The sequence below is a fragment of the Lentzea sp. HUAS12 genome (assembly GCF_024125735.1).
GTDB classification, from domain to species: Bacteria; Actinomycetota; Actinomycetes; order Mycobacteriales; family Pseudonocardiaceae; genus Lentzea; species Lentzea albida.
This window is the reverse complement of record NZ_CP099738.1, coordinates 1,183,653-1,207,018: the sequence shown is the minus strand read 5'-3', so window position 1 is coordinate 1,207,018 and position 23,366 is coordinate 1,183,653. Positions and strand designations below refer to the sequence as shown.

At 70.4% G+C, this 23,366-nt stretch carries 20 protein-coding genes and 1 pseudogene; 3 read left to right on the top strand and 18 right to left on the bottom strand.

Annotated features, from left to right (window positions below; translation table 11 throughout):
• Position 1: 1 nt before the first annotated feature.
• The 10 genes from ND450_RS05590 to ND450_RS05545 form a co-directional block, all read right to left on the bottom strand.
• Positions 2-1,168: an MFS transporter gene (locus ND450_RS05590; protein WP_253325085.1), complete on the bottom strand. Its 1,167-nt coding sequence runs from the start codon at positions 1,166-1,168 to the stop codon at positions 2-4.
• Between the two features lie 2 nt (positions 1,169-1,170).
• A complete protein-coding gene (locus ND450_RS05585) occupies positions 1,171-2,235 on the bottom strand; it encodes a GNAT family N-acetyltransferase (protein WP_253325084.1) in 1,065 nt (354 codons plus the stop codon).
• Entirely contained in the window at positions 2,232-3,458 is a 1,227-nt protein-coding gene (locus ND450_RS05580) for an MFS transporter (RefSeq protein WP_253325083.1), read from the bottom strand. Before ND450_RS05580 ends, ND450_RS05585 begins: the two co-directional genes overlap by 4 nt.
• Positions 3,455-3,856, bottom strand: a complete 402-nt coding sequence (locus ND450_RS05575; RefSeq protein WP_253325082.1) for a thioesterase family protein — start codon at positions 3,854-3,856, stop codon at positions 3,455-3,457. Before ND450_RS05575 ends, ND450_RS05580 begins: the two co-directional genes overlap by 4 nt.
• Positions 3,853-5,007, bottom strand: a complete 1,155-nt coding sequence (locus tag ND450_RS05570; protein WP_253325081.1) for an acyl-CoA dehydrogenase family protein — start codon at positions 5,005-5,007, stop codon at positions 3,853-3,855. Before ND450_RS05570 ends, ND450_RS05575 begins: the two co-directional genes overlap by 4 nt.
• A 37-nt stretch (positions 5,008-5,044) precedes the next feature.
• A complete protein-coding gene (locus ND450_RS05565) occupies positions 5,045-6,031 on the bottom strand; it encodes a 3-oxoacyl-ACP synthase III family protein (RefSeq protein WP_253325080.1) in 987 nt (328 codons plus the stop codon).
• 17 nt (positions 6,032-6,048) lie between these two features.
• Positions 6,049-7,377 carry an aminotransferase gene (locus ND450_RS05560; protein ID WP_253325079.1) on the bottom strand — a complete coding sequence of 443 codons (1,329 nt, stop codon included), beginning with the start codon at positions 7,375-7,377 and terminating at the stop codon, positions 6,049-6,051.
• Positions 7,378-7,410: 33 nt separating this feature from the next.
• On the bottom strand, positions 7,411-8,148 hold the full coding sequence (locus ND450_RS05555; protein ID WP_089925197.1) for an SDR family oxidoreductase: 738 nt from the start codon (positions 8,146-8,148) through the stop codon (positions 7,411-7,413).
• An 8-nt stretch (positions 8,149-8,156) separates the two neighbouring features.
• Entirely contained in the window at positions 8,157-9,146 is a 990-nt protein-coding gene (locus ND450_RS05550) for a hypothetical protein (protein WP_253325078.1), read from the bottom strand.
• A 64-nt stretch (positions 9,147-9,210) separates the two neighbouring features.
• Positions 9,211-10,458 (bottom strand): acetyl-CoA carboxylase biotin carboxylase subunit family protein, encoded by a 1,248-nt coding sequence (locus ND450_RS05545; RefSeq protein ID WP_253325077.1) that lies wholly within the window; start codon positions 10,456-10,458, stop codon positions 9,211-9,213.
• Between the two features lie 577 nt (positions 10,459-11,035).
• On the opposite strand from ND450_RS05545, the gene ND450_RS05540 reads away from it, so the two are divergent.
• Positions 11,036-12,298, top strand: coding sequence for a PHB depolymerase family esterase (locus tag ND450_RS05540; protein WP_253325076.1), 1,263 nt, complete (start codon positions 11,036-11,038; stop codon positions 12,296-12,298).
• A 22-nt stretch (positions 12,299-12,320) separates the two neighbouring features.
• Here the strand turns inward: ND450_RS05540 and ND450_RS45975 are convergent, their stop codons facing one another.
• From ND450_RS45975 to ND450_RS05510, 7 genes and pseudogenes are all read right to left on the bottom strand, one after another.
• Positions 12,321-12,416, bottom strand: a complete 96-nt coding sequence (locus ND450_RS45975; RefSeq protein ID WP_371927753.1) for a hypothetical protein — start codon at positions 12,414-12,416, stop codon at positions 12,321-12,323.
• 190 nt (positions 12,417-12,606) lie between these two features.
• Positions 12,607-14,922 carry a beta-L-arabinofuranosidase domain-containing protein gene (locus tag ND450_RS05535; RefSeq protein ID WP_253325075.1) on the bottom strand — a complete coding sequence of 772 codons (2,316 nt, stop codon included), beginning with the start codon at positions 14,920-14,922 and terminating at the stop codon, positions 12,607-12,609.
• Between the two features lie 165 nt (positions 14,923-15,087).
• Positions 15,088-15,402 (bottom strand): hypothetical protein, encoded by a 315-nt coding sequence (locus tag ND450_RS05530; protein ID WP_253325074.1) that lies wholly within the window; start codon positions 15,400-15,402, stop codon positions 15,088-15,090.
• A gap of 313 nt (positions 15,403-15,715) precedes the next feature.
• A pseudogene (locus ND450_RS05525) lies at positions 15,716-15,850 on the bottom strand (diiron oxygenase); the annotation flags it as partial.
• Positions 15,851-16,531: 681 nt separating this feature from the next.
• Positions 16,532-17,767, bottom strand: coding sequence for a DUF1501 domain-containing protein (locus ND450_RS05520; RefSeq protein WP_253325073.1), 1,236 nt, complete (start codon positions 17,765-17,767; stop codon positions 16,532-16,534).
• Positions 17,768-17,771: 4 nt separating this feature from the next.
• Complete coding sequence (locus tag ND450_RS05515) at positions 17,772-19,049, bottom strand: DUF1800 family protein (protein WP_253325072.1); 1,278 nt, start codon at positions 19,047-19,049, stop codon at positions 17,772-17,774.
• 208 nt (positions 19,050-19,257) lie between these two features.
• Complete coding sequence (locus ND450_RS05510) at positions 19,258-19,440, bottom strand: hypothetical protein (protein ID WP_253325071.1); 183 nt, start codon at positions 19,438-19,440, stop codon at positions 19,258-19,260.
• Between the two features lie 456 nt (positions 19,441-19,896).
• Between ND450_RS05510 and ND450_RS05505 the strand changes: the two genes are divergently transcribed.
• Both ND450_RS05505 and ND450_RS05500 read left to right on the top strand, forming a co-directional pair.
• A complete protein-coding gene (locus ND450_RS05505; RefSeq protein ID WP_253325070.1) occupies positions 19,897-21,570 on the top strand; it encodes an RICIN domain-containing protein in 1,674 nt (557 codons plus the stop codon).
• A 55-nt stretch (positions 21,571-21,625) separates the two neighbouring features.
• The gene (locus tag ND450_RS05500) at positions 21,626-22,630 is read left to right on the top strand and encodes an arabinan endo-1,5-alpha-L-arabinosidase (RefSeq protein WP_253325069.1); all 1,005 of its coding nucleotides are present in this window, start codon (positions 21,626-21,628) and stop codon (positions 22,628-22,630) included.
• A gap of 46 nt (positions 22,631-22,676) precedes the next feature.
• Here the strand turns inward: ND450_RS05500 and ND450_RS05495 are convergent, their stop codons facing one another.
• On the bottom strand, positions 22,677-23,351 hold the full coding sequence (locus ND450_RS05495) for a GntR family transcriptional regulator (protein ID WP_253325068.1): 675 nt from the start codon (positions 23,349-23,351) through the stop codon (positions 22,677-22,679).
• Positions 23,352-23,366: the final 15 nt, after the last annotated feature.

Sequence of the window (23,366 nt, the reverse complement as noted above, 5' to 3'; positions counted from 1 at the left end):
GTCAGGTGAGCCGGCGGGACACCAGTGCCAGCGCGAGCGCGCAGACGACGGCGACGGTGTGGAACCCGGCGACGACTCCGAGGACGGGGAGCGTGGGCAGCAACGCGGAGGCGACGAGGGTCCCGGACGCGAAACCGGCCGTCTCGGCCGTCGAGGACAGGCCGAACAACCGCACCCGGAGGTCGCCGTGGACCTCCTGCAGCCGGGACGTGTAGACGATCTCGGTGAGCCCGTCGGAGAAACCGGCGCACACCATCACGAGGATCAGCACCGGCCACGGCGGGCCGGTGAACGCGAGCACGAACGACGCCGACATCACGCAGGTGCCGACGACGAACGCGGTGGTGCTGTGGGCGAAGCGAGGCGCGACGAACCGCGCGGTGAACGCGCCGACCGCCCACGAGGCCCAGAAGCCGCTCATGAACACGGCGGCGTCCGCACCCGCGACCGCGGAGGCGTGCACCGGAAGCGAGAGGTTGTGCGAGGCGGACCCGAACGCGTCGGCCGCCCGCACCGCCACGAGCACCGTGATCGCGGGTCCGACCGCGCGCAGCAACGACACCGAGGGCCCGGAAGCACGCCGCACCGGTGGCAGGGACTCGTTCCACCGCAACCGGGACACGACGAACGCGGAGAAGGCGAAGGACGCGGCGTTGACGGTGAAGGCCAGGCCGAAACCGCCGAACGCGATGATCGTGCTCGCCGACGCGTACCCGGCGATCACCGCCAGCGCCCGCCAGGTCACCAGCCTGCCGTTCGAGCGGGCGTTCTCCCCCTCCGGCACCAGGTCCGGGACGCTGGCCCGCACGCACACGTTCGAGACGGAGTTGCCGGCGCCGAGCACCAGCGCCGTCACCACGAGACCGGGCAGCCCCGCCGAGGAACCCAGCGCGGCCAGCGCGCACATCACCAGTGCCTGAGCGAGGTCGCTCGACACCATGAGGCGCCGCAACCCGAGCAGCCGCACCAGCGACGGCGCGACCAGCCCGCCCGCGAACCCCGCCGTCAGCCGCGCGGCCATCACCAGGCCGAGCCCCCACGCGCTGCCCGTCACCGCGTAGGTGAACAGGGACAGCGCGACGAGGTTGAGGAAGTTCCCGAACGCCGACACCGACACGGCGGTGACCAGCGCGGCGAACCGGGCGGGTGGCGCGAGCAGGGTGGTCATCGTCAGCCCAGCGTCCGGCGGGCCGCGGTCGTGAGCGGCACGACCCACGCCGAGCGCGCGAGTTCCGCCGCGCCCCGGCGCTGCTTGACCTGGCCGGACGAGATCGAGAGGTCGAGCGAGCGGACGCCGGCCCCGGCGGCCCACCGGATCACCGCGTGGAACACCGCGCCGAAGTAGACCGGCGCGCCCGCGGTCGCCTCGTCGTCGAACCCGGCCTGCCGCACGAAGGCCGTGGAGCCGTGGCGGACGACGGACGCGAACCCGACGCGGTCACCGTCCCGCCGTGCCTCCACCAGGAACGCGTCCTCGCCGAGGCACGAGAGGTAGGCGCGGTGCAGGTTCGCGGCCTCGGAGGACCGGTAGTCGTTGCCGTACTTGTGGTACAGCCCCAGTTCCAGCGGCACGATCCAGTCGACGTCGGCCTCGCTGAGCGGACGCACGTCGTAGGTGACGCCGGCCTCGTCGAGCTTGCGCACGTCGGCGAGCTCCTTGTACCGCTGCTTGCGCGGCAAAGAGGCCAGCCAGTCCTCGAAGGACTCACCCGGCAGGTCGAGGCGGTAGGTGGCGTGCGAGGGCACGCGAATCCCGCCGTGCGCTTGGAAAGCAGCGGCGAGTTCGGTGTCGGAGTCGTCGCAGTAGAGCGCCGCGACCGTCGCGGCACCGAGGTCCGCGGCCGCCTGCGCCGCCGCCCCCACGAGGGAGGTGAGCTCTCCCGCCCGGCCGGGCCCGGCGTCCACCAGGAACCGGCTGTGCCCCGGCCGCCTGCCCCCGAGCAGGTAGCACGGCAGCACGTCGGCGGCAGGCCGTTCCAGGGCCTCCAGGAACAGGTCGAGGCGGGCGATCGGCCACGGGTTGCTGCGCTCGTCGAAGTGGTACGCCGCCGCGAACCCGCCGCCGGGCGCGAACACGTACAGCGGTGGCACGTCGGCCACCTGCTCCTCGACCGCGAGCCACCGCCGGGAGGCGTACAGGTGGTCGGTGGCGTCGATCCGGCTCAGAGCCGGATCGGGCAGTGCGGCGAGGTTGTGCGTCGCGCCGCCGAGGACGCGTTCCGGTGCGGTAGTCATGACTCCTCCTCGTGGGCGGGTGTCACCGCGGCCATCCCGAGCCCGGCGACGAGGACGAGGGCTCCGGCGGCGATCAGCACGACGCGGGGCGAGGAGATCGCCCCGAGGCCACCGGCGAGCGCGGAGCCCAGCGGCAACCCGCCGAACGCCAGCAGCCGGTACGCGGCGGTCACCCTGCCCAGCAGGTGGTCCGGCACCGCGCGCTGGCGGTACGACACGGTGATCACGCTGCCCAGCACCAGGAACCCGGTGCCGGCGATGCCGAGGACGACCAGCGGCAGGCTCAGCGTGAGACCCGCGGTGGCGATGCCCACCGCCAGCACGCCCTGACCCACCAGCAACGTGCCGCGGTTGCCCAGCCACCGGACCAGCGCGGGCGCGCAGAGTCCCAGCACCAGGCCGCTGATGCCGGACGCGCCGATCAGCAGGCCGTACTGCGCGGCGGTGAGCCCGAGCGGCCCGTCCCCCAGCGCCACGATCGGCAGGGCGGTCTGGAACGCCGCGTACCCGGCGTTGACCAGGCCGACGCCGAGCGCGTACACCGCGAGCCTGCGCCGGGTGAACAGGAACGCGAGCCCTTCGCGCACCGAGAACTTCGCCGGTGCGGTGGAAGGTTCGTCGCGGGTCACCAGTTTGACCGCGGAGACCGCCGCCGCCGTGTAGAGCAGGGCGACCGCGCCGAACGAGAACCCGAGCGCGATGCCCGCGACCAGGCCGCCGACCGCGGGCCCGACCAGGAACCGCGTCACGAGCTCGGTGGCCTGCATGCGGCTGTTCGCGCGTTCCAGCTGGTCCTTGCCCACCACACGAGGAGTGATGCTGTGCATCGCCGTGTCGCCCGCGGTCTCCGCGACACCCAGCACGAACGCGATGGCGGCCAGCGCGAGCACACCACCGCCGAAGACGACGACCGCCGCGCCGCACAACAACATCAGCGTGCGCACCACGTTCGCGATGATCATGATCTTTCGCCGGTCGAACCGGTCGACGAGCACTCCCGCGTGCAACGCCGTCAGCGCCCACGGCAGCCGCGCCGCCGTGTAGACGGTGGCCACGGCGGCCGGCCCGCCGCCGAGCTGCAGCGCCGCGATCGGCAGCGCCACCTGGTAGACGCCGTCGGCGAAGGTCGCGCTGCCCGCGCTCGCCCACAGCCACTGGAACGACCGGGGCAACCGGGAGGGCCCGGCCGCCGCGGGGGCGGCGGCCGGTGCGGTGGTGGTCATGATCGAGCCACCTTCTCCTCGAAGCGGCGCAGGAACTTCTCCCGGTCGATCACCGCGCGGACGTGTGTTCCGCGGTACACGACCTCCACACCGTCGTGCGCCCGCACGGCGAACGTCAGCATGCGTCCGTCCACTTCGGTCACTTCCGCGGTCACGGTCACGGTCCAGCCCTCGGGGGTGGCGGCGACGTGCTGCGCGTTGTCGTGCTTGAAGCCCACGGTCATCTCGGAGGGCTCCAGCGCGTCTCCGATCACCTTCATGCAGGTGACCTCGGCCAGCCACAGCAGCACCGGTGTGGCGAGCACCGGGAGGTCGTTCTCCCAGTGGGTGGCGCAGTCCTCGGCGCGCACGACGTGCTCGCGCACCGCCGTGGCGCCCACCGCGAACCGGTCGCTCATCGCACACCGCGCAGGGCGTTGATCTGGTTCATGATGTTCTTGCGCTGCATCTCGGAGGTGCCGCCGGCGATCAGCGTGCCGAGCGCGTCCTGCACGTCGCGAGTGCTCTCGCCGCGCATGTAACCGACGTGGCCACGCAGCCGCATCAGGTTCGTCGCGGCCTCGACCAGGCCCTCCGAGCCCACGAGCTTCGCCACCGAGCAGCGCAGCGACGCCTCGGGGTCGCGGTCGACCAGCGAGTCGATCGCGGCGAGCGACACCGCGCGGGCCACCTCGATGGTCACGCGGATGTCGGTCACGCGGCCCTGCACGTACTGGTGGTCGATGATCGCGGAGCCGAACGCCTCGCGCCGCTCGCAGAAGTCCAGCACGCTGTCGAGTCGCGGCTCGAGGTAGGCGGCCGCGACCAGGCCGTACAGCGCGCGGTCGAAGCTGATGACGTCGTAGAGGGTCTGCAGGCCGTCGCCGGGAGCGCCGAGCACGGCCTGCTCGGGCAGGAACACCTCGTCGAACTGCAGCGGCCCGGTCGGGCTGGTGCGCAGGCCGAGCAGCTCCTCCGGGATGCCGCGGCGGACACCGGGCGCGCGGAAGTTGACCAGGAACAGCGTGATGTCCCGTTTGCCGAGCTCGGGCACCCGGCCGAGGACGAGACCGCGGTCTGCCACGGGGGCGTTGGTGATGTGGTTCTTGGCCCCGTTGAGCCGCCAGCCGTCGTCGGTGCGGCGCGCGGCCGTGCTGGTGCGCGCCACGTCCGACCCGCCGCGGGTCTCGGTCAGCGCCGTGGCACCGACCGCGCCCCGCAGCAGCGGCGGCAGGAAGTGCTTGTGCGCCCACTCGTCGCCGTGCAGCACGAGGGCGCGCACCAGCCCGACGTGCGCGATCAGCGACAACGTGAAGCCGAGGTCGTCGCTGCCCTTGGCCACGCCCGCCACCGCCACCGCGAGGTCGCGCCACGTGCCGCCGCTGCCGCCCAGCTCGTGCGGCACGCCGATCTTGAACAGGCCGTGGTCGGCGAGCTGCCGCCACGACATCCGGTCGAACGCCTCCGCCTCGTAGGCGCGTTCGGCCCTGGGCGCGACGATCAGCCGCGAGAGTTCGGCGAACTGCTCGTCCAGCGGCAGTGTCGGCGGCTGGATGAGTGCGATGGACATCGGGAAGGCCTTTCTGCCGGCTAGGAAAAGGGGTGGTTCAGTACCAGCGCAGGACGACGGCGCCCGCGGTCATGCCACCGCCGACGGAGGCGAGGACGACGACGTCGCCGCGCTTGACCCGCCCGGCGGCGACCGCCTCGTCGAGGGTGATCGGGACCGAGGCCGCGGCGGTGTTGCCGTAGCGCTCCACCGTCAGCGCGACCTTGTCCTGCGAGATGCCGACGGCGGCGCCCACGGCCTCGATCAGCCGCGCGTTGGCCTGGTGGGTGATCATCAGGTCGACGTCCTCGACGCCGAGGTCGGCCTGCAGCAGTGCTTCCTTGATGGCCGCGGGCAGCTGGGTGGTCGCGAACTCCCACACCTTCGGGCCGTTCATGTGGAAGTAGTGCCGCCGCGCGGAGACGGTCGCGTGCGACGCCGGCTCGGCGCTGCCGCCAGCGGGCACGCCGACCACCTCGGCCTGCGTGCCGTCGGCCATCAGGTGTGCGGAGAGCACCCCGTAGCCTTCGGGCACCTCGCCGAGCACCACGGCCCCGGCACCGTCACCGAAGAACACGCTGGTGGTGCGGTCGGTGGGGTCGAGGATGCGGCTGTACGCCTCGGCCCCGACCACCAGCATGCGGCGGTACTGCTGGGGGAAACCGCGCATCATGCCGACGGCGGCGGTGAGACCGTAGACGAACCCGGTGCAGACCGCGGAGACGTCGAACGCGGTGACCGCGCCCATGCCGAGCTTGGCCTGCAGCACGCACGCCGTGGCGGGCTGGATGTGGTCCGGTGACGAGGTGGCCACGACCAGGCCGTCGATCTGGAGCTGGCTCAGCCCGCCGGAGTGCAGCGCGCGCATCCCCGCGATCGTGCCGAGGTCGGAGCTCGCGGCACCGTCCTCCGCCCGCCGCCGCTCGCGGATGCCCGTGCGGGACACGATCCACGCGTCGGTGGTGTCCACGACGGACTCGAGTTCCTTGTTGGTCACGACCCTGCGGGGCAGGAACGAACCGGTGCTGAGAATGCCGATCGCCATGTCGACGCTCCCCCGGATCAGGCCGTGACGCCGTGCGTGGACAGGAACGAGCGGTAGGCGGCCGCGAAGCGGTCGACCATCTCCTCCAGGTCGGCGTCGGTGCTGACCAGCGGAGGCGCGAAGACCACGGTGTCGCCCGCGAACCGCAGCAGCACACCGTGCTCGGCCGCGGCCGTGACGAGCTCCTTGCCGGGGTCGCCCGGCCTCATCCCGCACGCCGCCGCGTCGAACTCGACGCCGCCGAGCAGACCGTAGGTGCGGACGTCGCGGACCAGCGGGGCGCCGAGGAACTTGTCCAGCGCGTTGGTGAGCACGGGCGCGGCGGCGCGGACCCGGCCGGGGATGTCGCGCTCCTGCACGATCGCGAGCGTCTCGCGGGCCACGGCGGCCGCGACCGGATGCCCGGAGTAGGTGAAGCCGTGCCCGAACGACCGGATCTCCTGCGAGCCCTTCGCGAGCACGTCGCAGACCTCGCCGGACACCAGCACCGCCGAGATCGGCAGGTAGGCCGACGACAGTCCCTTCGCGACTGTGATCATGTCCGGCCGCAGCCCGAACTCGGTCGTGCCGAACATCGAGCCGGTGCGGCCGAAACCGGTGATGACCTCGTCGGCGATGAACAGGATGTCGTGCCGCTTCAGCACTTCCTCGACGCGGGCGTAGTAGCCGTCCGGCGGGATGACCAGGCCACCGGCACCCATGATCGGCTCCGCGATGAACGCGGCGATCGTGTCCGGGCCCTCCTGGCTGATCAGCAGCTCCAGCTCGTCGATCAGCCAGTCCACGAACTCCTCGTCCGTCAGGCCGTTGGCCTGCGTGGACAGCACGTCCGGCGTGTGCATCCGGAGGAACCCGGGCAGCGGGATGCCGAACCCGTTGTGGATGTGGGCCAGCCCCGTCGCGGAACCCGCCGCGGTGGTCGCTCCGTGGTAGCCGCGGTGGTGCGACAGGATCTTCTTGCGGTGCGAACGGCCCTTGGCGCAGTGGTAGAACCAGGCGAACTTGATCGCGCTGTCGTTCGCGTCGGACCCGGAGTTGCCGAAGAACACCCGTCCCATCGGGATCGGGGACAGCGCGGCCAGGTCGTCGGCGAGCGCGACGGTGACGTCGGCGGTGCGGTGGTTGAACGAACCGTAGAACGGCAGCCTCTCCAGCTGCTTCGCGGCGGCCTCCACCAGGCGCGGCTCGCTGTAGCCGAGCGTGACGCACCACAGACCGGCGACGCCGTCGACGTACTCCTTGCCCTCGGTGTCCCACACGCGCACACCCTCACCTCGGGTGATCACGTGCGGTGCGGTCGGCAGGCCCACTACGGTGTGCGGTTCCAGCAGGGTCGAACTGTCCATCTCGGACTCCTCAGACGTGGTGGGGAAGGAGGTTCACCGGCCTCCGCCGACTTCGAGCACGGCTCCGGTGGTGTAGGAGGACGCGGGCGAGAGCAGGAACCACACCGCTTCCGCCACCTCGTCCGGCTCGCCGATCCGCCCGAGCGGAACCGAGGCGCGCAGCCGCGCCGGCCGGTCGGGAACGCCGTTGTCCTCGTGCAGATCGGTCTGCACCAGGCCGGGGGCGACGGCGTTGACGCGGATGCCCTCGCCGGCCAGTTCCTGCGCCGCGCCCCAGGTGAAGGTGTTGACCGCGGCCTTCATCGCCGCGTAGTGGACCCACTCGCCACCGCCGCCGGTGCGGGCTCCGGTGGACGACACGTTGACCACGACACCGCCATCACCGCCACGGCTGCGCGCCATCCGCCGCGCCGCCTCCCGCGTGCACAGCAGGGTGCTGCGCACGACGGTCCGGTACGCCTCGTCGGCCTGACCGAGGTCGAGATCGAGGATCCGGGTGAGTCCCCCGGTGGTGCCGGCGTTGTTGACCAGCGCGGTCACCGGGCCGAGCGCGGCGGTGGCGGTGTCGAACAGGGCGTGCACGTCCTCCTCGACCGCGACGTCCGCGCGCACCGCGATGGCCGTGCCGCCCACGTCCGCGATCTCCCGTACGAGGGCCTCGGCCGCGTCCTTGCTGGCGCGGTAGTTGACGCAGACGGGCCTCCCGGCGGCGGCAGCCCGCCGGGCGACCGCGGCGCCGATGCCGCGGCCCGCCCCGGTGACCACGATCATGACCGCGCTCAGCCGTTCACGACGCCGAAGCGCTCGGGCAGGAAGAAGCCCTCGAACGCCTGCAGGCTGTAGACGTTGTGCGTCTTGAGCAGCCAGCGCTGCTTGAGCGACTCGATGTCGCGGATCTCGTGCACCTCGCGGCCGTGGATGACGTGGTGGTTGGAGAACGTCACCGAGTCGCCGGGCCTGGAGATGCGAACCTGCTTGCGCTTGTGCAGTGCGGCGAGGAACCGGTCGAGCGCGCCCTGGGCCTCCTCGTCGAGCCCCTCCGTGCGGCCCTCGAACACCTTGGCGCCCTGACCCTCGATCAGCACCGGGTGGTCCTTGGCGCGGCCGAGCTCCATCGACGTCGTGGAGACGTCGTCGAACGGCGTGTAGAAGCGCTCCTGGCTGAGGACCTCGACGTCGCGGTCCGACAGCTCCTCCACCGCGTGCCGGGTCACCGTGAACGTGGAGTAGACCTCGTTCTCCGGGGTGTCGCGCAGGGTCAGCGTGTTCACGAAGTCCGGGCACACGAAGTGGTTGGTGAAGTCGCGGTGGAACTTCAGGGTCTTGAGCGTCTTCTGCGACTGCGTGTCGAACATCGACTCCTTCGGGTAGATGTCGTGGAAGAAGTCGCCGTCGTTGACGCTGAGGTGCCCGATCATCTCGGTGCCGGTCAGCAGCGCGTACATGCCGAGGAAGCCCTCGGCGACCCAGGTCTTCTTGAGCTGGTACTTGTCGTGCACCGGGTTCTCGGTGCCGAAGCGCGGCAGCTCCGGGTCGATGGGCGCGTTGCCGATGACCACGAACGGCTCCTTGGCGAAGTCGCGCAGCATCGAGGTCTCGCAGAAGTCGACGAACCGCGTCGGCACCTTGCGGTCGTCCCGCAGCTGCGAGAGCTCGTGCATGAACTTGTCGTAGTCGGTGTACGGGTGCGACTCGACGTCCAGCAGCACCTTGCCCAGTGCCTCGGACTCCTCGCGGGTGAACACGAAGCCGTAGTCGATGAACTTCACCGTTTTCCTCCAGGGTGGGGCGACGGACGGGCGGAATGCCCGGCCGTTCGTGTGGGAAGCGGGATCAGACGAGCTCGAACACCGTTGCGGCGTCGAGGAGGTCGAGGTCGCGGCGCAACGCCGCGTAGTCGTCGTTCCACAGCAGCACCGACGCGGCGAAGTCGCGGATGTCGGTGGCGTCGGCGAGGGTGTCGCCGGGTGCGAGGTTCCAGGTCCAGCGGTGGTCGGAAGCGATCTCCGGCCGGGTCAGGGCGGCGACGGTGCCGGCCTTCTTCGGGAAGTACACGTAGGCGGCGAACGGGCCGCGGTGGTTCTCGGGCGTGGTGAAGGGTTCTCCGCGCTGCAGGGTGAACAGCGCCTGCTCGATGTCGACGCCCCAGCGGATGCGGCCGGTCATCGGGATCAGCGCGGCGGGTGCGCGGGCGGCGATCTCCAGGAAGATCGGCTCACCGGCGGCGTTCAGGAAGATCTCGTGGTGGAACACCCCGTCGCGGGGCTTGTTCTCGAGGGTCGCGAGCACCTTCTCGTTGAACGCCTTGAGAACCGGCACGACCGGGTCGTCGTCGGGCAAGGTGAACGAGCCGTTCACCTTGCCGTAGGCGTATTCGTGGCAGGGGTGCAGGTCCTGGTTGACGTGCACGTGCACGACCTCGCCGTCCCGCACGGCGGAATCGACGTGGTAGAGGGTTCCCTCGACGAACTCGTCGACCTCGAACTCCCACGGTCCCGCACTCGCCGCCCAGGCCCTCAGCTCGCCGACCGTGTCGATGCGTGCGGCACCAACGGCACCGGACTCGTTGACAGGCTTGACGAACGCGGGAAGACCGACGGTGTCGAGCACCCGCGCCACGTAGGAGTCCGGGTCCTCGGCGTGGGCCTCGGCGTCCCACGCCAGGTGGCGCGGCACCCGGATGCCCGGCAGCGCGGCCTTCATGGCGAGCTTGTCGGTGAACGGTCCCACGTTCACCGGCCGGTCGCCGCTGATGCCGAGCTTCTCCCGCACGGCCGCGACCGCGCCCAGCACGTATTCGTCGTGGCACAGCAGCCGGGTCTCCCCCGCGTGCTCCTCGATGAGCGCGCCGACGGTGCGGGCAAGACCGTCGGGGGTGAAGTCCGACGTCACGACGACCTGGTCGAAGACGTCCGCCCGTCCGCGCTGGCGCAACGCCTTTTCCTTGACAGGACTGCAGATCAGGACCAGCGACCGGTCGGGCCGAGCCAACGACGCCGGATCGATGCGAAACGACGCGACGTTCTGGACGACGATGTCGAGCTTTCCGATGCGGTCGAACCGTTGCTCGTTCTCAGGCATGCCACGAATCTGGCACGCGTTCCGCGGCCCGGACAGCGCCTCGGCGGACATCAAGCTGCAGGCGTGTCTGCAGCTTGATGTCAGGGCTCCGGCGGGCGCTGTCCGGTCACGTGTTCGACGACGGCGGCAGGCGGATTCCGCACCGCTGTCGATCTGCCGCCCACCTGGTCCGTCGTGGGGTGGAGGCCGCCGGAGGAGGTGCCCGCACCGAAGGGTTGACGACGTGGCGAAGTACAGGATCCTCATCCACGGCGACGCCGAGCAGTGGGACGCGATGACCGAGGAGCACCGGAAGGCGCACAACGCCGTCACGCTGCGTTCGTGGACGAGGCCGGTGCCCCGCCCTCGGCGGCCGGCAACTCGAGACGGCCCCGGTGGCCACGTCGCCACCGGCGTCGAAGATCCACCCCCGGACGTCGTCCACAACAGGTTCGACGCGGGTCGCGGAAGTTCGCCCATCTCACCAGAGGTGTTCGTCGAATGCCTCACCATTCTTGTTCGGCAAAAATTTGACGACCGTCGCGGATCTGAATACCTTTTGCCTCTCGGTTCCGGAATCCCTGACCGGAGGTCGGCTTTGACCGCGCGCAGATCCACTTTCACGGCCCTCGTCGGCACGCTGCTCACCTTCGCCGGGATCCTGGTGGCACCACAGGCTTCCGCCGCGTCCCTCGTGGAGGTGACCGCCTTCGGCGACAACCCCGGCGGCATGCGCATGCACGTCTACGTGCCGGACAGCCGCCCGGCCAGTCCGGCGACAGTGGTGGCCATGCACGGCTGTGGCGGTTCCGGACCCGGCTTCTACTCCGGCAGCGAGTTCGCCTCTCTCGCCGACAGGTACGGCTTCATCGTCATCTACCCGAGCGCGCAACAGGAAGCGGGGTTCGGCAAGTGCTTCGACACCTGGTCCGACGCCGCCAAGCGGCGCGGCGGTGGCAGCGATCCGGTGTCGATCGTCTCGATGGTGACCTACGCCCAGCAGCGCTACGGCGGTGACCCCGGCCGCGTCTTCGCCACCGGGTCGTCCTCCGGCGGCATGATGACCAACGAGATGCTCGCCCTCTACCCGGACGTCTTCAAGGCCGGCGCGGCGTTCATGGGCGTGCCCTTCGGGTGCTTCGCCAACGCCGCCGACTACCCGCCCGGCGCCAGCAGGTGCACGGGCAACGGCGGCGCGAACCGCACCCCGCGGCAGTGGGGCGACCTCGTCCGGCAGGCCTACCCCGGCTACACCGGCACCCGTCCGCGGATGCAGCTGTGGCACGGTACGGCGGACACGCTCGTGCCGTACTCCTTGCTTCAGGAGGAGATCGAGCAGTGGACCGACGTGTTCGGTCTCAGCCAGACACCGACCTCCACCGACACCCCGCGAGCCGGGTGGAACCGCAGTCGCTACGGCGACAAGGTCGAGGCCTACAGCATCCAGGGTGCCGGGCACAGCCTGCCGTCGTCCGGCATGGCCGCCGCAGCCCTCGAGTTCTTCGGCATCACCGGCACCCCCGATCCGGACCCACCGGTACCGGGTACGTGCAGCGTGAAGCCGACCGTCAACGCCTGGAACAACGGCCTGACCGCAAGTCTCGCCATCACCAACAACGGCACCGCCGCGATCAACGGGTGGTCACTCGCCTTCACCCTGGCGAGCGGGCAGACCATCACCTCCGGCTGGAACGCCACCTACGCACCGTCGACCGGACAGGTCACCGCGCGCAACGCCGGCTACAACGGCACGATCCCACCCGGCAGATCCGTCGACATCGGGTTCCAGGCCACCCACACCGGTAACGCGGCAGCGCCTTCCTCGTTCGTCCTCAACAACACGGCCTGCTCCACCAGCTGAGCGGACACGAAAACCCGCTGGATCAACTCCGGTCGAGGAGCGGCAGGGTGAGGCGAAAGCAGGCGCCCTCACCCAAGGCCGTGTCGAGCGAGACGTCGCCGCCGTGGGCGCGGGACAGGGCGCGGGCGATCGCCGGCCCGAGGCCCGCGTTGGCGCCGCTCCCCGCGTGCGTGAGTGGTCGGCGCGGTAGAAGCGGTCGAACACGCCGGCCGCGTGGTGGGCGGCCAGGCCGGGGCCCCGGTCCGCGACGCGGTCACGGCGGCGGATTCACGGGGAACTCCCAGACCCCGGGCGGAGGAGAACCGCTCTCAGTTGGCGACGAGCCGCCACCGGTTGTCCGCGCTGCCGTTGTCCGAGTCCTGCACGATCTGCGCGCCCGCGCTGGTGGACCCGTTGAGAACGCCCAGCAGCTTGCCGCTGTGGGCGTTGCGGACCTTGTGGGTGCCGTCGCCGTTGGCGATCAGCGTCCACCGGTGGTCAGCGGTGCCGGTGTCGCTCCACTGCAGGACGCGGGCGTTGTCGGCGGTCGACATGTTCTCGACGCCCAGCACCTTGCCGCTGTGGACGTTGCGCAGCCGCACGTCGGACCCGTCGGTGATCAGCTGCCAGTTGTGGTCGGCGGTGCCGCTGTCGTGCCACTGCACGGCCAGCCCACCGTCCGAAGTGGACATGTTCTGGACACCCAGCACCATGCCGGTTGCGGCGTTGACCAGGCGGTAGCTGGTCACACCTCCACCGCCGGCGTTCCAGTAGACGGTGTAGTTGAAGCCGTGCGCGTCGTGGAACGGGCCGAGGTTCACCCGCGTCCCGTTCGCCGTCGCGGTGAACGCCAGCGACGACGTGCTGGTGCGGGTGACCGAGGCGATGTCCAGCGAGGGCAGCGACGACAGGGCCGTGTTGCCGTAGTTGCCCGCCAGCACGGCCGGGCCGCAGGTCAGCGCGACGACGTTGCTGTTGTCGTTGGCGGGCTGGGCGATCACGCGCATCGGCAGTCGCAGGGTCACCACGTCGCCGGACGTCCACGACCTCGTCAGCGCGGCGTAGGTGCCCGGTGTGGTGATCACGTTCTGCGCGGCGCCGTTGACGCTGATGGTGGCGCCGGAGGTCCAGGCGGGGATGCGAAACCTCATCGTCCACGAGTCGCCCGCTGTGCCGGTGATGGTGAACGTCGTGGTGTCGCTCGCCGGGTAGGTCGTGCTCTGGGTGACGGTGATGCCGCGAGCCGACCACGTCAGCACTGATGGTGCGTACAGGTTCACGGTGAGCGTGGTGCCGTTGTGGAAGTAGATCGAGTCGGCGAGTTTGGTGTTGGTCTCCAGCGCGGTGCCCTGGCAGCACCAGAACGTGGTGTAGTCCGTGCTCCAGTTGCCGCCGCCCCACGCGGGACCGGTGTTGCCGCGCCGGTGGCCGGGGTTGAGGCCGGTGAAGTAGCAGATGTGACCGTGGGCGTCCGCCGGGTTCTGCTGGCCGATGAGGTGGTTGACCAGGGCGCGCTCGTAGTAGTCGAAGTAGGCGGCCCTGCCTGGGTCGGTCAGCCACAGCTCGCGGGTCAGGTCGAGCATGTTGTAGGTGTTGCACGCCTCGCACGCGTCGGTGCTCAGATATCCGGCGATGGCGTTGGGGGCGCGGAAGTGCTCGGCCTGGCTGTTGCCGCCGATGACGTAGGTGTGCGCGCCGACGGTGATGTTCCAGGCGTTGAGGGCGATGTCGCGGTAGCGGGTGGTGCCTGTCGCCTTGTACTCGCGCGCCGCGCCGATCCACTTCGGCACCTGCGTGTTGGCGTGCAGGCCGTTCAGCCGGTCCTGGTTGGACGCCAGCGGGTCGAACACGGCCGCGTGGTCGAACCGCTGGGCCGTCGTCAGCCAGCGGGAGTCGCCCGTCTGCTGGTACAGGTCGGCGAGCACCGCGTTCATGCCGCCGAACTCGGTTCCCAGGACGCCCTGCATCTGACTGCGGGACAACCGGGCGGTGCGCCAGTCGACCCAGCCGGCGAGGCGCAGCAGCACGTCCCGCGCCTGGGTGTTGCCTGTGAGGCGCCAGGCGTCCAGCAACCCCGCCAGCGTCTTGTGCAGCGAGTAGTACGACACGGCCTTGGGCGAGCCGGCCTCCAGTGCGTCGAAGTCCGACTCCGGGAAGCCCGCCAGATAACCGGCGGTGAACCCGGCGGCCGCGTTGTTCGCCTGGCACTTGGCCAGTTCGGCGACCATCTGGTTCGCCCGGTCGCGGCACGTCGTGTCGCCCAGCACTGCCCACGCCTGCGCCCACGCGGTGAGGAAGTGCCCTTGGCTGTGCGTGCGGAACGGGAAGTCCGGTGCCTCCCACCCGCCCAGCGGCGCGGCACCGCCGGTGGACAGGCGGTGGTTGGCGCGGAAGTTGTAGAGCAGCCGGTCGACGTCGACGAACTTCAGGTACGACAGCGTCCTGTTCTGGTTGTCCATCCACCGGCCCGGAGTCAGCCGGACCTCGGACAGGTCGAACGCGAAGGCCGACACGCCCGCGTCGCCGCGGACCGGTGGCACCGCGGCGGCCTGCGCCGGACTCGGCGTCAGCACCGGCGCGGTGGTCGCCAGCGCGGCCACCCCCGCTGCCTGCAGAAGCCTGCGCCGACTCAACGATGAGGACATGGGTGCTCCAGCCACTCGGCAACGCTGCTCGTACAGGTGTAGCCACGTCACCACGCACAGTCAATGCTAAATGTGAGCGTTCACTTTAGCTTTGAAAGGACCAGTAGCGGTCGTCAGTGTTATCGCTCACATGGGCCAGCCGCTGACGGTTCGGGCTCCCGCTGGTCAGGACCACGACGTCTCCCCGTCACGGGAGACGAACCTGCCCGTACCGGCTTCCGGTCCCCGGGTGGCGAGCGCGACGGTGCCTTCCGCGACGGTCTGGAACCCGCAGTTCCCGTTCAGCTCGGAGCCGTGTGAGCCCACGACGGCGTTGACCCGGACGCTGCGCGGCGTCCAGTTCGGGCAGGTCGAGGTCGACGATCGGCTTGAGCCGCACCACCCGGCGGTGGGCACCACGACGTCGACACCGCCGAAGGATTCCTCGACCGCGTTGAACGCGGCGGTCGTGGCAGTCCCGTCGGCGACGTCACCGCCCACGGCGGTCGCCTGCCGCCTTGATGCCCTCGACGACGGCCCTGCCGATCCGTCACCCACCGCCTACCCCGGTATCGACCGCGACTCGGCTCCCCCGTATGGCGCCGGGCGCACAACCTCCACCGCACAGTTCACACGTCGTCGGGGAGACCGCGAAGGGACGGCACATGAGGTTGCGCAAGGGTGAGCGGCGTGAGACGGGCGATCCCGGACTCGCCGTCGAGCTGCGTGAGGTCCGGAAGCGCTACGGCCGCGGTTCGGGGGCCGGGCAGGCCCCCGCGGGCGTCGACCCAGCCCTGCCGCGCGGCACGTTCACCCGCTGCATGACGTCGAGGACCTCCTCGGCGACGAGGATCACCGCGGAGGCGGCCTCGCCCGAGGCGACGGCTTTGAACACCCTGGCCAGTTCGACCGCGGCCCGGCGGGGACGGTACGCGGTCGGGGTGAGCCGCGGCACGACCGCACGTGGTGTCAGCTGAGCGTTGAACGTCCCGCCGGAGATCGCGAAGTCGTTGTAGAGGTCGAGGTTCGCGCTCGCGCTCGTCAGCCAGGTCGAGGCCGTCGCGGAACCGGTGTCGCGGATGGTGAACACGGGGTCCACCGGCGACGTGTTCTCGTTGATGGCCACGATGACGATCCCGGACCCGCTCTTGAACGCCGAGATGCAGGCGTTCGACTGCGGGTTCCCGGTCGCGGTCATCCGCGAGTAGCCGGGGCGGACCCACTTCGCGAAGTGCGCCATGTCGGCCCCGCGCTTGCTGATCTGCCCGTCCTCGCGCATGGGGCAGTGGGAGCGGCGGATGTACCACCACACGTAGGTCTGGAACCGGCCGTCCACCAAGGCCCGGTGGATGTGCTCGCCCACGTCGAGGGCCTGCGGCCACAGAACAGCGGAGTCGCTGCTGTTGGGGTGGTAGACCTCCGTCATCCACAGCTCCTCGCCGGCGCCCTTCCGCCGGAAGGGCGGGGAGGGAGGTCCGCCGGCTGGGTGCCGCAGAGGTGCGCGCCGATGATGTCCACGTTCGCCAGCGCGGCGGGGTCGTTGAGGACGGGGGCGGAGAGGTTCTTGTGGTCCTCGCGGCCGCATCGGTGGATCCACCCCGCCCAAGGCGTTCCGGGAGGTCTGCACCGGTCAGGTGAACAGGCCGTCGACCTGACCGGCGTGGTCCCCGAGCACCCGGCCGGGCTCCGTCCCGAGCACGCGGTCGAGCACGGTCGCGTACACGTCGCGGAAGTCCGTGGTCTGCTTGAGGTCGCCGTCGTCGAGGTCGGTCAGGCTCGGCTGCGCACCGTGGAACCCGCCCTGGACGTTCGCACCGAGCAGGAAGACCGGTCCCGCTGTGCCGTGGTCGGTCCCGTCGCTCGCGTTGGCGCGCACCCGCCTGCCGAACTCGGAGTAGACCAGCACGGTCGCCCGTTTCCCCACCCTGCGGACGAACGGCGTCAGGGCACCGTCCAGTTCGGACAGGAGGCGTTGCTGGGTGGCGCGCTCGTCGGAGTGCGTGTCGAACCCGCCCAGGGAAGCCGAGTAGACCCGGCACGGTGCCCCGGCCTCGATCAGACGGGCGACCACGTCGAGCTGAGCGCCGAGCGCGCCCCCTCCACCGGCCGAGGAGCCCTTGTCACGCTGCTCGTCCGGGTCGTCGCTCGGGATCTGCCCGCCCGTGGGAGAGCCGGTGAGGGTCGTGGCGGTGTGCCGGACGTCCGCGATGGAGCGGGCGACACGCGCCTGCCACTGTTCCTCGCCGTCCGATGTCCGTCCCAGCGCGGAGAACGCGTCTCCCAGAGGGCCTGATGGCAACTTCAGGCCGTTGAGCGGGAACGACGCCGCCGCGGTGCGTTCGCCTGCGAGCAGCGGTGGCAGCAGGGGTTCCACCGACAACGCGCGCAGCGGGTCGTCCCCCGCGGTCTCGTCGAGCCAGCGTCCCAGCCAGCCGGACGGCACCGACGTCCGCGGTGAGGCGGTCTGCCAGATGGCCATCGAGCGGAAGTGGCTGTGGTCGGGCTGGGCGTAGCCCACCCCGCGCACGATGGCGAGGCCCCGCTCGTCCCAGAGCTGTTTGAGGCCGTTCATGCCGGGGTTCAGGCCGAGCCCCTCCCCCAGGCCGAGCACCTCGTCCGGCTGGTAGGCCAGATCGGGGCGCGCGTCCTGGTAGGCGCGGTCCTCGGCGGGAACGACGGTGTTGAGGCCGTCGTTCCCGCCGTAGAGCGTCACGACGACCAGCACACCCTGGTTGGGGTCGAGCGGGTTGTCGGCCGCAGCGCTCATCAGGTCGTCCCAGTTCACCCGCGTGGCGCCGAACGCGAGGGCGCCGGCCGCGGTGACACCGGACAACGTGAGGAAACGGCGTCGGGTCAGGGTGTTCACGAGATCACCTGCTCACCACGTACTCGGGGGCGCTCGCCGCCACGACGACGAGCTGCACCGGATTGCCCTCGACCTTCTGCAGCGCGGCTTTCGACCGGTCGGACCAGGAGTCGACGCCGAGCAGGCGCCGCACGCCCTCGATCTCGTCAGCGCCACCGAGAGCGGACTTGAGGTCCGCGCGCTCGGCGACGAGCTTCGCGAGGTCGAGCCGGGAGGGCCACGCGGCCGTCGTCAGCCACGCGCCGCCCGCCGGCCAGCCACCCACGCTCGGCGGCCGGAACGGGACCTGCCCAAGGCCGCGCAACGAACGCAACAGCAAGTCGGCCTGCTTCTTGTTCAGGTCAAGCGGTTTCACGCCAAGTGCGCGCATCAGCCCCACGGCCCAGTCGACGGGTTGCTTCACCAGCACGTTCGCGGGATCGCGGAACGCGGCCTCGGAGGCGAGAGCGCGCAGCAACGACCGCGTGTCGCGCCGGAACGCGGAGACCAGCCGATCGAGGACGTCACGGGCCGGCGGCTGCGCGGACACGAGCCGGAACCACACCCTGCCCACGACGAACTCCGGGCTCTCCGGCCTGTCCAGGATGAGCGTCATCAGCGACTGCGCCGTGTACCGGTCGGTCTTGCCGAAGACTCTCTTCGCGCCGTCGTCACGGCGTTTGGCCACCAGCTCCGCCTTGCCCGTGTCCGCACGCACCGTCCACCCCGTCAGCGAGCGCGCGGCCTCCCTGACGTCGACCTCGTCGTAGTTGCCGATCCCCAGCGTGAACAGCTCCATCAGCTCGCGGGCGAGGTTCTCGTTCGCCGCGCCGACCCGGTTGTCGTTGCCGTCGAGCCACACGAGCATCGCCGGATCGACGACGAGGGCCTGGGCCAGGTCCGCGAACGGCCCGAGGCCGAGCCGCCGGAACGTCTCGTTCTGCGCGAGCATCAGCGCGGGCGACCGCACCTTCTGCTCGCTCGTCGCGAAGTGACCGTGCCAGAACCACGTCATGCGCTCGGCGGCGGGACTTCCGGCGCTGACCAGGCGGTCGAGCCACCACACCGCCAGCGCCTGTTCGTCTTCGGCTCGTCGGCGCGCAGCCTCCTTCTTGGCCTGGTCGTCGCCCTTGGCCGGCCGGGGCGGGCTGGCGAGCTGCGGCGGGGCGACACCAGCGGCACCGCCGGACAGCAGTGCGTCGAGCGCGGCGTCGTACGAGCGGTCGAGATCGCCGGGTCGCGGCCCCACACCGAGCCTGTCGTGCAGCCTCCTCACCGCGGCGCGTTCATCCAGTTGCACCATGACGGACAGTGTTCGTGAGACGCTGGCCCGCGACCAGGCCGTGCGAGGATCTTCAGAGTCACTTCAGGCCACGGCGAACACCGGAAGACGGACGTTCCACCCGCTTGACCGTCCACATCGGACTTCCTCTGCCGTTCTCCTTCCCGGACACGCGGTCCGTCGTGATCAGCTTGCCGGGTGGTCCGCGGAGTTCTGACACTCGACAGGGTCAGGACACGCTCGAAGAGCCGCGTGTTCTCAAGAGTTGCCGATGCGGGCGTTCGGACTCGTCGTGCCGGTCTTCTGCCCGGCACAGCTCCAGGGCCTCCTGCCAGGCCGCGGCGGCGTCGGCGACGGGGTCGGACGGGTCCGCGTCGCCACCCTCGACGCCGTCACCGCAAGCTCGTCTCACGCGGCATCGACACCGAGATCATCGGCCTCAAGCCCGCCAGTCACCACCCGCACCAAGCTGTCCGGTCGACTCACCGGCTCACACCGATCAGCCGCGAAACCGGGCCGCGTCCCACGTGGTGCCGTCTGGTTTCGCATACTCCGAGACCGTGGGCGCCCCCCGTGGCACGATGCCTGGCTGATCTCGACGAATTCAGCGGCCGGCGTTCACGGTGGTGAACATGCGAAAAGACGATCCCGTTCACGAGTGTGACCGGCGGTGAACTTGCAGTTCACAGCGCTGATCAGTTCGATTGTCGGTTACCTCCACATTCGATGCTGTTCGACGACAAGAATCGACTGGAACCGCGAAATACCGACATTGACCTCCTCTGAAGAACACCCATAACATCCGCTGGGAACCCGCCGCGCAGCCGACCGGAAAAGCCTTTCTCCGGCGCTTGAGGAGTGGAGTCCCATGGGTATTTCGGAACAGTCGGCGCGCCAGCGCCGTGCGCGCGCCGGGATGGTGTCGGGTGGTGCCGTTGTCGCACTCGTCACCGCGCTGGCCGCGTGGCCCGGTGTGGCCGCGACGGCGAACGCCGCGCGTACCTACGTGCTGAAGAACACCGGCAGCGGACTGTGCCTCGACGCGGGGGCTGGTTCGTCGAGCGGGACGCAGTTGCGTCAGCAGGCGTGTGCCGGTCAGGAGTGGGTGCTGACCGATGTGAGCGGTGGGGTGCGGATCAGCTCGGGAGGCTTGTGCGTCGGAGTGCGCGACGCGTCCACCGGTGCGGGCAAGCCGGTCCAACTCGAGACGTGCAGTGGTGCGGCGAGCCAGGTCTGGGCGCTGACGTCGAGCGGGTCGGACTACCGCCTGGTCAACGCCAATGGCGGGAAGTGCATGAACGTCAAGGACAACGCCGCGGTGGCCGGGGCGTTGGTGCAGACGAATTCCTGTGACAGCGCTGCCACCAAGCAGTGGACGCTCGGACCGGCCGATGGCGGGCCGACCAGCACGACCACGACCACCACCACTACGACGACCACGACTGGCACGCCGCCTGTCAACGCGTTGTACGTGTCGCCGTCCGGCCGTGATGGTGCTTCCGGCACGATCTCCGACCCGACCACGTTGACGTCCGCTCTCCCCCGCGTCGCTGCGGGCGGCACCATCTTCCTGCGTGGCGGCACCTACAGCTTCGCGCAGACGGTCACGATCCCGGACACCAACAACGGGACCGCTGCCGCGCGCAAGAAGCTGGTGGCCCACCAGGGTGAAAGGCCGGTGCTGAACTTCGCCGCACAGGCCGAGGACCCGGCCAACCGGGGCCTGGCCGTCAACGGCTCGTACTGGCACGTGCAGGGCGTCGTCGTCGAACGCGCCGGGGACAACGGCATCTTCGTCGGCGGCAGCCACAACATCTTCGAGCGCACGATCACGCGCTTCAACCGCGACACCGGTCTGCAGCTGTCCAGGGCGCTGTCCAGCACCCCGAAGGACCAGTGGCCGTCGTACAACCTGATCCTCAGTGCCGAGTCGCACGACAACGCGGACTCGGACGGGGAGGATGCCGACGGGTTCGCCGCGAAGCTCACGTCCGGGCCGGGCAACGTGTTCCGGTACTCCGTGGCGCACAACAACATCGACGACGGGTGGGACCTCTACACCAAGTCGGACACCGGACCCGTCGGTGCCGTCACCATCGAGGACTCGCTCGCGTACGAGAACGGCACCCTCAGCAACGGTGGCCAGGCCGGCAACGGGGACCGCAACGGGTTCAAGCTCGGCGGCGAGGACATCGGCGTCGACCACACCATCACCCGCACCATCGCCTACGACAACGGCAAACACGGCTTCACCTACAACCGCAACCCCGGCTCCATGGCCGTGTCCAGCAACCTCGGCGTCGACAACGCCGAGCGCAACTTCTCCTTCGACGCGGGCACTTCGGTGTTCCGCACCAACACCTCCTGCCGCGGCGGCAGCGGGAGCAACGACAAGGTCGTCGGCAACTCCGATTCCACCAACCAGTTCTGGACGGGCACCAACGGCTCGCGGTGCTCCGGCTTCACCGGGCCCCTGGGCTGGTCCTTCGCCTCCGACGGCAGACTCGTCGTCACCTTGGGCGGCAGAACCGTCGTGCTCTGACAGGAGATCCGGCACCGCCGCCGCGACAACTCCGCTCAAGGGAACGAGGTGTCCCATGGTTGCTCCAACGACGTGCGCACCGGGACGAGTCGCACCGGCAACACTCGCGTTGCGCAGGTTCACCCTGGTCGTGGCGCTGACCCTGTCCGCCGCGGTCGCCACCGCACCCCAGGCGTCGGCCTACCCCCTGCCGGGCAGGGTCACCGGTGACATCAGCGTGCACGACCCGAGCGCGGTGAGGCGCGCCGACGGCAGCTACCTGGTGGCCCACACCGGCACGAACATCGCCCTCAAGACCTCCACCGACCGGATCGCGTTCCGCGACGCGGGCTCGGCGTTCCCCGGCGGCGCGCCGTGGGCGACCCCCTACACCAACGGCGGCATCAACCTCTGGGCCCCGGACCTGTCCTATCGCGACGGACGGTACTGGCTGTACTACTCCGCCTCGACGTTCGGATCGAACCGGTCCGCGATCTTCCTCGCCACGAGCACCACCGGGAACGCCGGCACGTGGACGCACCGCGGGCTCGTGGTCGAGTCCCGGACGTCGGACGACTTCAACGCCATCGACCCCGACCTCGTCGTGGACGACCGGGGGCGCTGGTGGCTGAGCTTCGGCTCGTTCTGGTCCGGCATCAAGATGATCGCGCTCGACCCGTCCACCGGACTGCGGTCGGGCACGTCCCTCCGGTCGCTCGCCGGACGCGGCGGCGGGCCGGTCGAGGCGCCGACCATCGTCAAGCGCGGGGCGTTCTACTACCTGTTCGTCTCGTTCGACCACTGCTGCCGAGGCGCGGCCAGCACCTATCGAGTGGTGGTGGGCCGTTCCGGCAGCGTCACGGGACCGTACGTCGCCCGCGACGGCACCGCTCTGACGTCCGGTGGCGGCACGGAGGTCCTGGCAGGGCGAGGAAGTGTGCACGGGACCGGTCACCAGGACGTGCTCGCCGACGTGGACGGTGACGTCCTCCTCTACCACTACTACACCGACAGCGGCGCGTCGCGGCTCGGCATCAACCTGCTCGCCTACGACTCGGCGGGCTGGCCGTTCCTGAGGTGATGAGACCGGCACGCGCTCACCCCGGCTCAGCGCCGCGGCTGCCGGGTCAGTGGCCCAGCAGCCGCGCGCTCTCCTCGGCGCGGTGCAACGCCGCCAGCAGCGCCGCCCGCCCGGTGTGGTCGATGTCCTCGATCAACGCGTCCACCGCGGCCTCCCCGCCACGCTGGAGCTTGTCGGCCAGCGCGCGGTGGACGGCCGCCAGGCTCGCGGCGTCGAAGTCGGGGCGGACGAACGTGAGCAGCAGCCGCACCTCGTCCTCGCAGCGGCGGTAGCTGTCCAAAAGGTGCCGGTTGCCGGCCACCGCGACGATCGCGCGATGGAACGCGCTGTGCACACTCGTGAGCTCCCGCCACGACGGCCGCGGCGACCGCTCGGCCAGCGACTCCAGGCGTTCTGCCTCGGCCAGCACGGGGGTCAGGTCCGCGCCCGCGGCCAGCGCCATGCGCAGCGCGCCCAGTTCGAGCACCTTGCGGTAGTCGAAGACCTCGTCGATGCGGGCCCGGCTGAGCGGCGCGACGACCGCCCCGCGGTGGCGCTCGTGCGCCACCAGGCCGCGTTCGACCAGCAGCCGCAGTGCCGAGCGGACGGTGTGCCTGCCGACGTCGAACCGCGCGGCCAGGTCCTCCTCGCGCAAGCGGGTGCCGACCGGGTGCGCGCCGTCGAGCAGCTCGCCCCTCAGGGCCGCGGCGATCCGCTCGGGAGCGGCCATCACGGTGTTCACAGGCAGGATTGTGTC

Excerpts from the sequence above, each read along its gene's own strand:
- ND450_RS05590 (WP_253325085.1), bottom strand. The coding sequence starts at position 1,168 with ATGACCACCCTGCTCGCGCCACCCGCCCGGTTCGCCGCGCTGGTCACC.
- ND450_RS05585 (WP_253325084.1), bottom strand. The coding sequence starts at position 2,235 with ATGACTACCGCACCGGAACGCGTCCTCGGCGGCGCGACGCACAACCTC.
- ND450_RS05580 (WP_253325083.1), bottom strand. The coding sequence starts at position 3,458 with ATGACCACCACCGCACCGGCCGCCGCCCCCGCGGCGGCCGGGCCCTCC.
- ND450_RS05575 (WP_253325082.1), bottom strand. The coding sequence starts at position 3,856 with ATGAGCGACCGGTTCGCGGTGGGCGCCACGGCGGTGCGCGAGCACGTC.
- ND450_RS05570 (WP_253325081.1), bottom strand. The coding sequence starts at position 5,007 with ATGTCCATCGCACTCATCCAGCCGCCGACACTGCCGCTGGACGAGCAG.
- ND450_RS05565 (WP_253325080.1), bottom strand. The coding sequence starts at position 6,031 with ATGGCGATCGGCATTCTCAGCACCGGTTCGTTCCTGCCCCGCAGGGTC.
- ND450_RS05560 (WP_253325079.1), bottom strand. The coding sequence starts at position 7,377 with ATGGACAGTTCGACCCTGCTGGAACCGCACACCGTAGTGGGCCTGCCG.
- ND450_RS05555 (WP_089925197.1), bottom strand. The coding sequence starts at position 8,148 with ATGATCGTGGTCACCGGGGCGGGCCGCGGCATCGGCGCCGCGGTCGCC.
- ND450_RS05545 (WP_253325077.1), bottom strand. The coding sequence starts at position 10,458 with ATGCCTGAGAACGAGCAACGGTTCGACCGCATCGGAAAGCTCGACATC.
- ND450_RS05535 (WP_253325075.1), bottom strand. The coding sequence starts at position 14,922 with ATGTCCTCATCGTTGAGTCGGCGCAGGCTTCTGCAGGCAGCGGGGGTG.
- ND450_RS05515 (WP_253325072.1), bottom strand. The coding sequence starts at position 19,049 with ATGGTGCAACTGGATGAACGCGCCGCGGTGAGGAGGCTGCACGACAGG.
- ND450_RS05505 (WP_253325070.1), top strand. The coding sequence starts at position 19,897 with ATGGGTATTTCGGAACAGTCGGCGCGCCAGCGCCGTGCGCGCGCCGGG.
- ND450_RS05500 (WP_253325069.1), top strand. The coding sequence starts at position 21,626 with ATGGTTGCTCCAACGACGTGCGCACCGGGACGAGTCGCACCGGCAACA.